The organism is Neisseria sp. HMSC069H12 (assembly GCF_001812735.1).
Classification (GTDB): Bacteria; Pseudomonadota; Gammaproteobacteria; order Burkholderiales; family Neisseriaceae; genus Neisseria; species Neisseria subflava.
In genome coordinates, this window is record NZ_KV810247.1 from 1 (window position 1) to 14,636 (window position 14,636).

At 50.0% G+C, this 14,636-nt stretch carries 14 protein-coding genes; 11 read left to right on the top strand and 3 right to left on the bottom strand.

Going from position 1 to position 14,636, the window contains the following annotated elements; translation table 11 throughout:
- Nucleotides 1-278: 278 nt before the first annotated feature.
- From HMPREF2872_RS03005 to HMPREF2872_RS03015, 3 genes are all read right to left on the bottom strand, one after another.
- Complete coding sequence (locus tag HMPREF2872_RS03005) at nucleotides 279-1,136, bottom strand: CAF17-like 4Fe-4S cluster assembly/insertion protein YgfZ (RefSeq protein WP_070631118.1); 858 nt, start codon at nucleotides 1,134-1,136, stop codon at nucleotides 279-281.
- A 122-nt stretch (nucleotides 1,137-1,258) separates the two neighbouring features.
- Entirely contained in the window at nucleotides 1,259-1,822 is a 564-nt protein-coding gene (locus tag HMPREF2872_RS03010; RefSeq protein ID WP_070631120.1) for a peptidylprolyl isomerase, read from the bottom strand.
- A 199-nt stretch (nucleotides 1,823-2,021) separates the two neighbouring features.
- The gene (locus HMPREF2872_RS03015) at nucleotides 2,022-4,244 is read right to left on the bottom strand and encodes a TonB-dependent receptor (RefSeq protein ID WP_070631123.1); all 2,223 of its coding nucleotides are present in this window, start codon (nucleotides 4,242-4,244) and stop codon (nucleotides 2,022-2,024) included.
- A 250-nt stretch (nucleotides 4,245-4,494) separates the two neighbouring features.
- On the opposite strand from HMPREF2872_RS03015, the gene HMPREF2872_RS03020 reads away from it, so the two are divergent.
- From HMPREF2872_RS03020 to HMPREF2872_RS03070, 11 genes are all read left to right on the top strand, one after another.
- Complete coding sequence (locus HMPREF2872_RS03020) at nucleotides 4,495-6,261, top strand: ABC transporter ATP-binding protein/permease (protein WP_070631125.1); 1,767 nt, start codon at nucleotides 4,495-4,497, stop codon at nucleotides 6,259-6,261.
- 146 nt (nucleotides 6,262-6,407) lie between these two features.
- Entirely contained in the window at nucleotides 6,408-7,133 is a 726-nt protein-coding gene (locus HMPREF2872_RS03025) for a glycosyltransferase family 2 protein (RefSeq protein ID WP_070631128.1), read from the top strand.
- Nucleotides 7,134-7,137: 4 nt separating this feature from the next.
- A complete protein-coding gene (locus tag HMPREF2872_RS03030) occupies nucleotides 7,138-8,067 on the top strand; it encodes an LpxL/LpxP family acyltransferase (protein WP_070631130.1) in 930 nt (309 codons plus the stop codon).
- A 26-nt stretch (nucleotides 8,068-8,093) separates the two neighbouring features.
- Entirely contained in the window at nucleotides 8,094-8,531 is a 438-nt protein-coding gene (locus HMPREF2872_RS03035; protein WP_004519960.1) for an acyl-CoA thioesterase, read from the top strand.
- 103 nt (nucleotides 8,532-8,634) lie between these two features.
- A complete protein-coding gene (locus HMPREF2872_RS03040; protein WP_070631133.1) occupies nucleotides 8,635-10,014 on the top strand; it encodes an MATE family efflux transporter in 1,380 nt (459 codons plus the stop codon).
- A gap of 70 nt (nucleotides 10,015-10,084) precedes the next feature.
- Nucleotides 10,085-11,125: a UDP-N-acetylmuramate dehydrogenase gene (gene murB, locus HMPREF2872_RS03045; protein WP_070631134.1), complete on the top strand. Its 1,041-nt coding sequence runs from the start codon at nucleotides 10,085-10,087 to the stop codon at nucleotides 11,123-11,125.
- Between the two features lie 18 nt (nucleotides 11,126-11,143).
- Entirely contained in the window at nucleotides 11,144-11,785 is a 642-nt protein-coding gene (locus HMPREF2872_RS03050) for a TetR/AcrR family transcriptional regulator (RefSeq protein WP_036491149.1), read from the top strand.
- An 89-nt stretch (nucleotides 11,786-11,874) separates the two neighbouring features.
- On the top strand, nucleotides 11,875-12,648 hold the full coding sequence (locus tag HMPREF2872_RS03055; RefSeq protein ID WP_070631136.1) for a Rossmann-fold NAD(P)-binding domain-containing protein: 774 nt from the start codon (nucleotides 11,875-11,877) through the stop codon (nucleotides 12,646-12,648).
- A gap of 50 nt (nucleotides 12,649-12,698) precedes the next feature.
- Nucleotides 12,699-13,271, top strand: a complete 573-nt coding sequence (locus HMPREF2872_RS03060) for a ubiquinone biosynthesis accessory factor UbiJ (RefSeq protein ID WP_049328968.1) — start codon at nucleotides 12,699-12,701, stop codon at nucleotides 13,269-13,271.
- A gap of 27 nt (nucleotides 13,272-13,298) precedes the next feature.
- Entirely contained in the window at nucleotides 13,299-14,189 is an 891-nt protein-coding gene (locus HMPREF2872_RS03065) for an NAD(+) kinase (protein ID WP_070631138.1), read from the top strand.
- Between the two features lie 24 nt (nucleotides 14,190-14,213).
- Nucleotides 14,214-14,519 carry a hypothetical protein gene (locus HMPREF2872_RS03070; protein ID WP_070631140.1) on the top strand — a complete coding sequence of 102 codons (306 nt, stop codon included), beginning with the start codon at nucleotides 14,214-14,216 and terminating at the stop codon, nucleotides 14,517-14,519.
- The last annotated feature ends 117 nt before the right edge of the window (nucleotides 14,520-14,636 follow it).

The window sequence follows — 14,636 nt, forward strand, 5'->3', positions numbered from 1 at the left end:
TTGCCCGACGGGGTGAAAAATACAGTTGCTACCTGCGGGCGACGCAAACCTTAAGATTAAGGTGTAGGGTGTGTGGCGCAGTCACGCACGCACGCGGTTTTTGTTGCTACCGAATGATTCCAAACCATGCCGTAATCCAGTCAGCAACAAACGCAGCTTGGGTCATGTACCAACAAAACTCAATATCAAAGGCCGTCTGAATTTCAGACGGCCTTTCTTTTTTTCATTTCAATCTGATTAATGCTTAAATTTAAGCTTTTTATTCAATCATCTAACAATCAATCTTTCTCAACCGTAAAAAACAGTTCTTCCTGTTTCAAAGCATTGCCGTCTGCATCGGTCAATGTTGCTTCTGCCGCGGAAAACTTGATAACAGCGAGACTTAGGCTGCCTTGTTCAGTCAGTGCTGTGTTGAGGATGACGCCTGCTTCTTCCTCGCCGACTTTGACGGCAATACCGGCGGCTTCTAAAGAATCGCCGCTTAATACGGCCAGACCGCGTTTGACTTGGCCTCGGTATTGGGCGCGGGCGATGATTTCTTGGCCGGGGTAGCAGCCTTTACGGAAATGGACTGCGCCGATGATGTGTTGGTTGAGCATTTGGGCAACAGCTGCTTCTTTGGTTGCGGCGCAAATCCACGGATAGCCACTGCGGATTTCGTGCAGGTTCCACGCGTTTTCGGCTCCTGCTTGATATTCGGCTGCGTTTTCGGCTGCTGAAATTTTCAGACGGCCTGTGTGCGGCAAGGCAATTTCTACGGTGTTTTCTTGAATTTGAGCTGGGAAAGACAGTTGCGGTTCGGCAGCAGGATGAGGCTCTGCATTGTCTGCCAACTCGCCGCTGACTGCTAAATCAGGCATAAGCTCGAAGACGACTTTTGCACGCAAGACAAACATTCTCAAGCGTTTGACGATGGCTTCGGTCAAATCTTGCGCCATGACCAACAGTAAATCTTCTCCGCGATTGACGACCAACATATTCGCCAACACACGGCCTTTAGGCGTATTGTATGTGGCGTAACATGCCTGACCGGAAGCTAAATTATTAATATCATTGGATAATTGACCATGAAGAAATGAAGCCCTGTCTTCACCGCTGACACGGACAACACCGAAAAAAGGCAGGCGGGTTTGCATAATCGACTCCTTAAATTGTAGATGCTGAATTATCGCCCAAATTGCTGCTTATTATCAAATAAATAAATTCAGGCCGTCTGAATGTTTCAGACGGCCTGTTGTTTGTGTTCAAACAATCAAAATTATTTGATGCTGACTTTGCGGATAATCACGGCTTCTGTTGGAACATCTTGATGGAAGCCGCGTGTCGCTGTTTTTACTTTGCTGATTTTACGGACGACGTCCATGCCGGAAGTAACTTTACCGAAAACGGCATAGCCGTAGCCTTGAGGGGTTTTGCTTTTGAAATTCAAAAAGTCATTGTCGGCTGTGTTGATAAAGAACTGGCTGGTTGCTGAATTCGGATCGCCGGTGCGCGCCATGGCGATGGTGCCGACGTTATTTTTCAAGCCGTTGTCTGCTTCGTTGTTGATGGCTTTATCGGTGGGTTTTTGTACCATATTCTCGGTAAATCCGCCGCCTTGAATCATAAAATTGTCGATAACGCGGTGGAAAATTGTGTTGTCGTAAAAACCTTTTTTAGCGTAATTGACAAAGTTTGCCACGGTTTTCGGCGCTTTGACTTCATCCAGCTCCAGTTGGATGTTGCCCATATTGGTTTCAATCACGGCATGGGTAACCGCTTGCGCTTGCACGGAAAGTGAGAGTGCGAGGGCGCACAGGGTCAGTTTGATGGGTTTTTTCATATGTCTTCTCGAATGATGTATTGTGAAAATGGAATATTAACCTTGTTTCGCGTGAAATCCATAAAAAACATGTAAGATTTTTCAAGCAAAAAACATAAGGCAATCAAATCAGGCCGTCTGAAAAGGGATAAAAATCAAATTCTTGCTCTTTATCATTCCCTTTCAGACGGCCTGCTATTACGGTCAAACCGGAATCAGATTAGAAATCCAATTCCGCTTTCAGCCAATAAGTGCGCGGCATACCGACGACGGCGAAGCTGCGGTCGTATTGGCCGCGCTGTACCTGCCAGTAGTTTTTGTTGAACAGGTTTTCTACCGAGCTGCTGACGGTCAGGGTATTTTTGCCCAGCTTAGTTTTGTAGCGCGCGCCTACGTCAACCAAGGTATAGGACGGGAAGGCGTATTGTTTTTGCGTGTCTTGGTAAGACTTGCCGAAATACGAAACATTGCCGTTCAAGGTCAAGCCCTTGGCAAACGGGGTATCCCACTCAACACCTGCTTTGGCAATTACACGCGGATTGGCGACTTGTACGCCGTTAACCAAATTGTCGGCAAAATTCGGATAATCTTTTACGGTTGATTGCAGATACATCAGACCGAAAGTCGGACGCAGGGTTTTGTTCAACAAGTTGGCATAGGTATTGAACTCGATACCGCGGCTGCGTTCTATGCCTTGCTCCGAACCGCTATAAGCCAAGCCTGCATTTTTGCGCGCTGCGAAATCAGTTCCTGAAGTCGTGTTGCCGCGCCAGTAGCCCGGGCGTTTGATTTGGAACGCGTTTAAAGCGGTGACAAAGTCGCCCCAGTTTTTGCGTACGCCGACTTCAAATTGGCGGCTGACGCGCGGATCTGCCATCGTTACATGACCGTCGTCATCGGTACGGATGTCGGACGGCTCCAAATCTTCCATATAGTTTCCGTAAACCACCAAATCAGGCTGCGGAACCCATGCCGCCATCAACATCGGGCTGAAACGGTTCGCATCCGCTTTGCGGCCGTTTAATTTGTTTTTCTGCTCGACGGCTTGGAAACGCCCGCCCAAAGTGAGTCGGTATTTGTTGTCGGCAAAACCAAGCGTGTCAGATACCGCCAAACTGTTTACTTTGATTACGGTATCCAATGAAGGCGTTGCACTCCACGCGCTTCCTAAGTTGGAATCCAATTTTGCCAATTGGGTCGGAATATCAAGGCTTGGATCGATAACGCTGCTTCTTGTTTGACGTGCTCCTTGATAAGTAGTGCGTTTACGGTCGATGCGGTCAAATGCGGTACTCCAGTTGTGGCTTACCGGACCGGTTTCAAATTCGCCGCGAGCAGTCAGATTCATACTGAGCGTTTTGAAACGCTGGTCGGTCAAACGCGCGCGACCCGAATTGTAGGTCAAACCGCTGCTCGTAACGGTAGGAGAGGCGAAATTACCGTAATAGCGCGCATTGTTGTAGCCGATGCCGCCTGTAATTTGGGCATTTTCAAACGCATCCCATTCGAAGGTCAGCATATTCGTTTGACCGCGCGTATTTTGAGCCTGCCAGCTCGGCGCCAGATTCACTTTGCCTTCAGGTGCGTCAAACAAGCGGCCGTTGGCGTTTTGAATATCCTGCATACGCGCGCGGCCGCCGTTGGTTTTACGTTTCGCATAGATGGAGTCGAACGCCACGCGCAGTTTTTCGCCTCGATAGTCAGCATTTAAGGCAAATTCTTTGTTGTCTTCGCTGTAACCGTGGCGCGGGGTGTCGCCGTGGCGCAGTTTGCCGTTGGCGCGCACGCCGAATTCTTTGTTTTCGCCGAAGCGTTGACCCAAGTCGAATGTGCCTTGGGCGCGGTTGTTGCTGAACCAGCCCAAACCGATTTTACGGTTGCCTTCATCGGCGGCTTTTTTGGTTTCGATATTGACGGAACCAGATACCGCGCCTTCGGGATCCATGCCGTTTACGGCGGTGGACGCGCCTTTAATCAGTTGTGCGGAACCGACATGCACGCTGGCCGTGCCTTGCGTGCCGTACATACCTGCCAAACCGTTGACGCTGAATTGGCGCGCATCAAGCTGATAACCGCGGAAATACAAACCGGTAAGCGTGTTGCTTTCGCCGCCGAACTGCCAAACGGAAGCGTCTTTTTTCGCTACGGCATCCACCAAAGTACGCGCCTCAGTATTGTTGAGGGCTTGTTCGTCGTAGTTGACGACGGTAATCGGTGCGGTAAAGGCATTGGCTTTGCCCAATACGCCCAAGTTCACGCGGTCGCGCAAGTCGCCGTCGCTGGCGATGGAGTAAGAACGGGCGGCTTTGACGCGTTTGGCGTCGGCGCGGACATTGACTTCCTGCAACTGCTGTTGCACAGGGGTTTCGGGTGTCGCTTCATCGGCGGCATAAGAAAACGCGCTCATAATCAAAAGCGGCATCAGGGCTAATTTGCTATTCATAGATTCCTTCTGTCTTTGAGGTGGGTTATTTTTGTTGCAATAAGCGTTAAAAATCACAAAGTAATTTTGCTGCGGAATTATATTTGATAACATTCTGGTTTTCTATAAAAAGTGATGATAACTATTTGTAAAAACAAAAATACAACATCAATCAAAACTTTATCCATAGTAATTGTAAATTATTTTATTAAGCGGAGAATCAGGGTTTCAGACGACCCATGCCCGCTGCCTGCCTCAAGAGACAACGCACATGCAAAAATGGCAAACCGAGCTTTATTCCACGCCGTCTTGGCTGTTACAAACCTTATTGATGGTCGCCGCCGCCTCGGCGGTGATTCTGTTTTTGGCACGTAAAACGCGCTTCGGGCGTGAGTTTGCCTATATCCTGCGGCTGTGCCTGACACCGAAAAGCGCGGTCAAAGTATTGCTGCTGATTACGGCGATGATTGCGCTGCTGTTAACCGAAGTGCGGCTGAATGTATTGAGTACCTTTATGTCCAAAGGGCTTTACGACTCGATGCAGGATTTGAATGCCTCCGCGTTTTGGATGTTTGCAGCGATGAACGCGGGCGTGGTGTTGATACGGGCGTTTAACAACGTCGTCAACGACTTTCTCGATCAAGGCTTGGCGATTAAATGGTCGGAGCGGCTCAATGAAGTTTTGACTTCACGCTGGCTTGCCGACAAAAACTACTACCGCCTGCAAATGCGCCACCATGCACCGGACAACATCGACCAGCGTATCCAACAGGACGCACAGGATTTCATTGCCTCGACCATAGAATTTGTGCGCGGCATGGTTAATTCGGTCGTTACCTCGCTGGAATTTGCCGTTGTTTTGTGGGGCTTGGCGGGCATCCTGACCGTGTTCGGCTTCGACATTCCGCACGGCATCGTTTGGTTTGTCTATATGTTTGTGATTTTGGCGACCTTTATCGCCATGTGGATAGGCAACCCTTTGATTCGTTACAACTATGAAAACGAAAAGCTCAACGGCGACTACCGTTACTCCCTCATCCGCGTGCGCAACCATGCCGAAAGCGTGGCGTTTTACAGCGGCGAAAAACACGAACACGACCAGCTTGCCGACCGCTTCAAAGCCATCATCCGCAACCGTTGGCGCATTGCACGGCAAAGCGTTTGCCTGAGCGGCTTTAACGATATGTTCACCAACGGCATCAAGCTTTTTCCCATTATTTTGCAAGCCCCGCGCCTGTTTGCCGGACAAATCAAAATCGGCGACATCCAGCAGACCGTCCAAGCCTTCGCACGACTGCAAAACGCGCTGTCTTTCTTCCGGATGTTCTACAACAAATTCACCGCCTACCGCGCTCGACTGGAGCGTCTGTACGGCTTTTTGCTGAGCACGGAAGAAAAACACACCGCACGACAACCCGACCTTACCGAAGTTTCAGACGGCCTGATCTTAGAAAACGTTGCCCTATACCGCCACAACGGCGAAGTTTTATTAGACGGTATCAACATCAACCTCAAAAACGGTAACTCCCTGCTAATACGCGGCCCGAGCGGTTGCGGCAAAACTTCGTTGCTGCGCGCGCTGGCTGGACTTTGGCCTTTCGGTAGCAGCGGTAAAGTCAGCCATCCGCCTCATCAAGACATCCTCTTCCTGCCGCAACGCCCGTACACGGCACAAGGCAGCCTGCGCGATGCAATTTGTTACCCCGACATCGACAAGCAACATCCGGAACTGATCGACGCCATGAATACTTGCCGATTAGGTTATCTGGTTGATAAATTAGATAAAACTGATGACTGGCAGCACAAACTCTCCCCCGGCGAACTTCAACGCGTCGCCTTCGTCCGTGCCCTGCTCTCTCAGCCCAAAATCATCCTGCTTGACGAAGCTACCGCCGCTTTGGACGAACCGACCGAAGCCATGCTCTACCGCGCCTTAAAGCAAAAACTGCCCGACAGCATCATCATCAGTATCGGACACCGCAGCACGCTCAACGAGTTCCATGATTTATGCCTCGATGTCGGTCATGTACAATGCTGAATTAATGGCATACCAAAGGCCGTCTGAAACAGTGAAAAACGAAATCAAACGATTTTGTCCTCGCCGTTTCAGACGGCCTTTTCAAACGCCATGGCATGTTTATTTGCTATACTCTGCATTGTGTTAACGTCGTCTAAAAAATATTTATGAAAACCCTGGCCCTTATTCCACATTACAACCATCCGACCACCATCAGCCACGTTGCCCAAACCATGCGCGGCTTTGGTTTAAACGTTTTAATTGTGGACGACGGTTCACGCGAAGAATGCAAACCTGTATTGCAGGCTTTGGTTTCAGACGGCATTGATGTCCTTTACCGTCCCATCAACGGCGGCAAAGGCGCAGCGGTCAAAACCGGCTTGGAATACGCTAAAGAACATGGCTATACCCACGTCTTGCAGGTTGATGCAGACGGCCAGCATTGCTTGAGCGATACGCCCAAACTTCTCGCTGCAGCAGAACAAAACCCCGAAGCCGTTGTTTGCGGCTGGCCGCAATACGGCGATGACGCGCCCAAAGCACGGCTTTACGGACGCAAGATTACCGATTTCTGGAATATGCTGCACACTTGGTCATGCGACATCAAAGACGGCATGTGCGGCTTCCGCCTCTATCCGCTTACACCCGCGCTATCCGTCGTCCGCGAAGAAACCGTAGGTGACCGCATGGACTTCGATACGGAAATCCTTATCCGCCTCTACTGGCGCAACGTCAAACCGGTTTGGATTAAAACGCCCGTCCAATACGCCGCCGACGGCGTGTCCCACTTTGATGCCTTTGCCGACAATGTCCGCATCAGCAAAATGCACACACGGCTGTTTTTCGGTATGTTGAAACACCGATTGGGTAAAGTTTTCGGAAAGGCCGTCTGAAACCATGGCCGACAATAAACAAACCCATTGGGCGGCGCAGCCCGAACGCGGCAGCCGCCTGTTTCTTGCTCTGACCACACTGATGGTGCGCTATCTGCCGGCTTTTTTCATGAGGCTGTGCATTTGGTTTGTGGTGCTTTATTTTTATGCAACCGCGCCCAAACCGCGCCGTCATGTCTTACGCTATCAAACCCGTCTTCAGACGACCTTTCCCCATATCGTCCTGCCGAAACACAGCGTATTCAAACAATTCGTCGCATTTGGCGAAGCGGTTTGCGACCGTTTTGCCGTGTGGCAACGCAAAATCCGTTATGAAGATTTAGTGATTGAAGATCCGGACGACATCTATTCGCAAATCAAGCGCAACGAACGCGGCCAGATTTTTGCCTGTTCGCACTTGGGCAATACCGAAGTTTGCCGTGCGCTGGTGTCTCACCATAAAGATTTCAGACTCAACGTATTGGTGCACAGCAAACACGCGCAGGCATTTAACGAGGCATTGCAAAAAGCCGGTGCAGATCATATCCGTCTGATTCAAGTAACAGATTTGGACACCACCCTGATGATGGAATTGAACAGCCGTATCGAAAACGGCGAATGGATTGCCATCGCGGCCGACCGCGTGCCTGTACGCGGCGAGAAAACCGCCGATATTAATTTCTTAGGCCATACCGCCCCTATGCCGCAAGGTGCGTGGCTGTTGGCTTCGCTTTTAAAAACGCAGGTAAACACGCTGTTTTGCGTCAAACAAAACGGCCGCTATCATTTGAAACTGCGCCGCTTTACCGATACTTCCAGCTGGAAACGCGGCAACCGCGAGTCTGCCGTCAAAGACGCGATGCAGGGTTTTGCCGACATTCTGGCGCAAGAATGTGCGCAAAATCCGCTACAATGGTTCAATTTTTATGATTTTTGGGGCGAAGACGCCGTCTGAAACCATCACATTCACTCTTTTAAACTATGAAAAAACACATCTACTGCCAACACAGCTTTGAAACTGAAGTTCCTTTTTTTGACGTAGATGCCATGCACATCGTGTGGCACGGCAACTATGTCAAATACCTTGAAACCGCACGTTGTGCTTTTCTGTCTTCCATCGGTTACGACTACAACGAAATGGGACGGCAAGGGTACAGCTGGCCGATTGTGCAGATGAACCTCAAATACATCCGCCCTGCCCGTTTCGGCCAAAAAATCCGCGTTGATATGGACATCGTCGAAATCGAAAGCTGCCTGCGTATCGATTACACCATTTACGATGCCGAAACCAACGAAAAACTGACCCGCGCTTCGACTACCCAAGCCGCGGTTTCGCTTTCAGACGGCCTGATGCAGTTTCAAACGCCGGACAGCTGGTTGGAAGCAGTAAAAAGACATCCGACATTTAAGGCCGTCTGAAAAATTTAGCGATTAAACAACATATTGCCTGCTTATCAGCATTACCCTTTATAATTTTAAGTTTCCATTTCAGACGGCCTTTATCCTTAATCCACACACAATTATGCTACTGAACCTCAACCGCTTTGCCTTTCCTGTTTTCTTAAAAGAAATCCGCCTGCTTACTGCCCTCGCACTGCCTATGCTGTTAGCGCAAGTGGCGCAAGTGGGTATTGGTTTTGTCGATACGGTGATGGCCGGTGGCGCAGGTAAGGAAGATTTGGCCGCGGTGGCTTTGGGCAGCAGCGCATTCTCGACGATTTACATTACCTTTATGGGCGTGATGGCGGCGTTGAATCCGATGATTGCCCAGCTGTACGGCGCAGGTAAAACCGAAGAAGTCGGCAAAACAGGAATGCAGGGCATTTGGTTTGGCTTGTGTTTGGGCGTATTCGGCATGCTGCTGATGTGGGCGATGATTACGCCTTTCCGTCATTGGCTGACATTGAACGATTATGTCGAAGACACGATGGCGCAATATATGTTCTTTACCAGCTTGGCAATGCCGGCCGCCATGATACACCGTGCCCTGCACGCCTATGCCTCAAGCTTGAACCGTCCGCGCGTGATTATGTTGGTCAGCTTCGCGGCATTTGTGTTAAATGTACCGCTGAACTATGTGTTCGTTTACGGCAAATTCGGTATGCCTGCTTTGGGCGGCGCAGGTTGCGGCGTGGCAACGGCGGCGGTATTTTGGTTCAGCGCATTGGCTTTGTGGCTTTATATCGCCAAAGAAAAATTCTTCCGCCCGTTTGGTTTGACAGCAAAAATCGGCAAACCCGATTTGGCGGCTTTCAAACAGATTTGGAAAATCGGCGCACCCATCGGCTTGTCTTATTTTCTAGAAGCCAGCGCGTTTTCGTTTATCGTCTTTTTGGTGGCACCATTCGGCGAGGATTATGTCGCCGCCCAACAAGTTGTCATCAGCCTGTCGGGCATTTTGTATATGATTCCGCAAAGCGTCGGCTCTGCAAGCACGGTACGCGTTGGCTTTTCTCTCGGGAGACGAGAATTTCTGCGAGCGCGTTATATTTCAGGCGTTTCACTGGTGTTGGGCTGGGTACTTGCCACCTGTACCGCGTTGCTCTTGGTCATCTTTCGCTTTCAGTTGGCCGGTATGTACACCAACGATGTGGCAGTATTAGGCATTGCCGCGACCGTTTTATTTTTCGCCTCCCTATTCCAACTGGCAGATGCCACCCAATGTATCGCTTCATATGCGCTGCGCGGCTATAAAGTGACCAAAATGCCGATGTTCATCCATGCCGTCGCTTTCTGGGGCTGCGGCCTGTTGCCCGGCTACCTGCTTGCCTATCATGTCGATATGGGCATTTACGGCTTCTGGACCGCGCTGACCGTTTCACTGACGATTGCCGCCATCGCATTGGTATGGTGCCTGGAGCTTTGCAGTAAAGAGAGGGGCAAATCGCATAAGGCCGTCTGAAAAATACAAGCAGTCTTTCTCCACTGATTACGCTATTTAATCAACGAATTCCTATTTTAAAGTTAAACCCATGCAACCCATCCAATACCAAACCGACCTCACCCCTTACAACACTTTCGGTCTTCGCTCCAAAGCCCAAGCCTTTATCGCGCTCAAACATGCCGATGAATTGCGCGACATCATCCGGCTGCCCGAGTTCAACCGAGATACTGTTTTATGGCTCGGTGGCGGCAGCAATATCCTTTTGATGGAGGACTACGTCGGTCTGGTTGTGCATATGGAAAACAAGGGAATACGCGAAATTGAGCGTTCAGACGGCCTGGTTTATATCGAAGCTCAGGCCGGGGAAATTTGGCATGATTTTGTTTTTCATACGGTTGAGCTGGGTTTAAGCGGGCTGGAAAACCTCAGCCTGATTCCAGGTACGGTCGGCGCGTCTCCGGTACAAAATATCGGTGCATATGGTGTTGAAGCGAAAGATATTATCCATAGCGTACGCTGCTTTGATTTGGATACGGAAACCTTTGTCGAGCTTTCCAATGCCGACTGTGACTTTGCCTATCGTGAAAGCCTGTTCAAACAGGAAGGCAAAGGCCGTTATGTGATTGTTTCGGTTGTCTTTGCGTTGAAAGAGCATTTTGTGCCGAACTTGGGCTATGGCGATTTAGCGGCCGCGGTTGCCGAACTGAGCCAAGGCCGAGAGGCAACGGCCAAAGATGTTTCCGATGCAGTGTGTGCAATCCGCAACAGTAAACTGCCTAATCCTAACGTACTTGGTAATGTCGGAAGTTTCTTTAAAAACCCTGTTGTCAGCGCTGAAAAAGCGGCCGATTTGTTGCAGCAATACCCCAATATGCCACGCTATCCGCAGCCTGACGGTTCGGTCAAACTCGCAGCCGGCTGGCTGATTGACCAATGCCGTCTGAAAGGCCATCAGATTGGCGGTGCGGCAGTGCATGACAGACAGGCTTTGGTTTTGGTAAATAAAAACAATGCATCTGCGCAAGATGTCCACCAGTTGGCACAATATGTTTGTAATACAGTATTTACTCAATTTCAGGTAGAATTACACGCAGAACCCAACTGGCTGCCTACTTCATACAGCCTATAAAACAAAGGAGTGTATCCCATGCCGCGCATTGCCAAAGTCAACACTTACACACGAATCATCAATGCCAGCCTCGCCTTGTTCAACGAAGAAGGCGAGCGCAATATCAGCACCAACCACATTGCCGCCCACTTGGGCATCAGCCCGGGCAACCTCTACTACCATTTCCGCAACAAGGACGAAATCATCGTCCAATTGTTTAAGCGTTACAGCGAGGCCCTGCTTGCCTACCTTAACGAAGCCGTATTACCGTCTAATGTGGAAGACTCCATCAACTACATGGCCGGTATTTATGATGTGATGTGGGAATACCGTTTCCTTTTCAGCGATGTGAATACCCTGCTTGCCCGCAGTGCCGAATTATTGGGCGAACACAATACCTTTACCCAAGCCAAAGTTTCCCCGCTGTTGGTCAACCTGCTGACCCAGCTCAACGGCCTGAACATCATCAGCGCAGACCAAACCGCCATGAACGACCTTGCCGTCAATATGTGGATGGTGACGAAATACTGGTTCGACTTCGACAGCTCCCTGCGCGGCCGCGCCAAGTTGACCGAAGATTCCAAAGTACGGGGCATCAGCCGCACACTCAGCCTGTTGCGCCCTTACCTCCTGCCGGAACACCGTGCCGAATTCGACCAAAAAATCGGCAGCAACCATTAATTCTTCCATACAAAGGCCGTCTGAAAACGTGGCTTTAACCAAGTTAAAGCGATTTTCAGACGGCCTGTTAATTTTCGGATGCTTTATTTATGCACCTTCCCGATATTTCCATTCTCGGCTTAGGCTATCTCGGCCTGCCGCTGGCTCAAAAATGTTATGAGCAAGGTAGTCAGGTAGCCGCCGTCAAACGTAATCTGACTTCCGACGACATCAATCTGCCGATTGAACTCAACATCATCGATTTGAATCAAGACGATATTTTTCACAGTTCGACCTTGTGGCAAAACCATATCAACAAGCCGACATGGTTTTGCCTGCTTCCGCCTTCGTCATTAAACCATTACGCCGATACCCTGAAAAAATGGATTCAACTTGCCGAGCAATCTAAGGTAAAACACATCATCTTCACCAGCAGCACCAGCGTGTATGGCGACCAAACACGCATATGCGATGAAACCACGTCTCCCGATCCGCAAACCGAATCCGCCCGTCAAATCCTCGCAGTCGAGCAAGCTTTGTTTGAAAGCGCCGTCCCCCATATCGACATACTGCGACTGGGCGGACTTTATTCTGCCGACCGTCATCCTGTTACCAAGCTGGTTCAAAAAACACGCATTCAAGGCGGCAATCAACCCGTCAATATTCTTCATAAAGACCTTGCCGTCCAAGTTCTCTTTCAGACGGTCTGCCAAGCTGACGGCAAGCGTATCCGCAATATTGTCGAACCCCGCCACCCAAGCCGGGCCGAATTTTATACTGCCGAAGCGGCCAAACTCGGACTGCCGGCTCCTGATTTCATCGTTGATGACAAAAGCAACGGCAAAATTGTAAATACCGTTTGCGCAGACGGTCTAAGCCTGTAAAATTGCGACTCAATCCATTCATCCGTTTCAGACGGCATTCAGAGTAAACCATGTCCGCCCTATTTCCCCTTATCAACCACCTGATACAGCAAAATCCAGAGCAACAGCGCGAGCTGTCTGAATTTGCAGGCAGCATCATCTGCATCAGCCTGACCGGTTTCAGACTGACCGGACGCATCAGCGAACAAGGTTTTCTTGAAACCGCAAACGAAACCGCCGACACCAACATCACATTCCACAACAGCGCCATCCAAAAAATCCTCCAAGGCGGCCAGCCCGGCGTGGGCGACATCAGCCTCGAAGGCGACTTGGTATTGGGTATGTCCGTCCTTCCTATTTTGGGTGGACTGCGCTATTATCCGAGCGACGATTTGGCGCGGGTATTCGGTCATGTGGCCGCAGAAAGCATCAGTTCGCGCGCCGGCGATATCGGCCGCACCATGAAAAAAATCGGCAAAAGCATTGCCGAGCAAATCAGCGACTTTTCACGCGAACCCGAATCTCCTGTTATCGACCAAGCCACGCTTGCCGAATGGTTGGAAGAAGTGGACAAACTGCGTGACGACGTTGCCCGCCTAAACGAACGCCTCGACCGGCTCGAGCGCGATATCTGGATAGATTAGACACTTAATTTCAGACGGCCTACTATCATGAAAAGCCCATTTAAAAACATCGGTATCGTTACACGTCCCAATACGCCCGAAATTCAAGATACCGTCCACACATTGGTTTCTTTTCTACGCAAAAACGGCTTCACCATCTATCTGGATGAATTGAGCGTAGAAGAACACTGCGTCTATATCCAAGATTCTGCCTACTGCGAAATCGTAAACAAAGCCCAACTGGGCAAATATTGCGACCTCGTCATTGTGCTCGGCGGCGACGGCACCTTCCTCTCCGCCGCCCGCGAAGTCGCCCCGCGCGCCGTCCCCATCATCGGCATCAATCAAGGCCACTTGGGCTTCCTCACCCAAATCTCACGCGATACCATGGTTGAAGGCATCCGCCCCGTACTGGAAGGCAAATATCTGCCCGAAGAGCGCATCCTCATCGAAGCCAGCATCATTCGTGATGGTGAAACCATCGAACGCGCCCTCGCCCTCAACGACACCGTACTGTCTCGTGGCGGTGCAGGACAAATGATTGAATTTGAAGTATTTATCAATCAAGAATTCGTCTATACCCAACGTTCGGACGGCCTGATTATTTCCACGCCGACAGGTTCGACCGCCTACGCGCTTGCCGCCGGCGGCCCCATCATGCAGGCCGGTCTGCACGCCTTCACACTTGTGCCTATCTGCCCGCAATCCATGACCAACCGTCCGATTGCCATCTCCGACACCAGCGTGATCGAAATCCTCATTACCAAAAGCGGCGACGCACGCGCACATTTTGACGGACAATCCCATATCGACGTGCAAAACTTTGACCGCATCATCATCCACCGCTATCACAATCCCTTGCGCGTCCTCCATCCTACCGATTACCAATACTTCAAAACCCTGCGTCAAAAGCTGCACTGGGGCGAACAATTAATTTAAACAACTTCAATAAATAGGCTTACCATGAAAACCATTTCAAAAACCTTAATCATTGCACTGTGTACTCTTTCCTCCTTATCCGTCTCCGCGCACGGCATGCACAAAAGCAAACCTTTATCCTTTGAAGAGTTGCCGAAAATCTGCCAGCAATACTTTACCCGCGCGGATGCGTGTTACAAAAAAGCAGGCGATAAAGCATCGTTCCAACGCGACAACACAAAATACCTGCGCCAAATCTTGCCCGCCGCCGACGTAGGCCAACGTGAACGTATGTGCCAAATTGCCATGGATACATTCGCCGAAAAAACAAAAGGCTTAAATTGCGAATAAAGACCTCTGTCTTAACTCTAGCAATTTTTGATTTCATAAAAAGGCCGTCTGAAACATTGGATTGTTTCAGACGGCCTTTGTATAAATAGATTATCGATGTACGACTATTTCGATAAT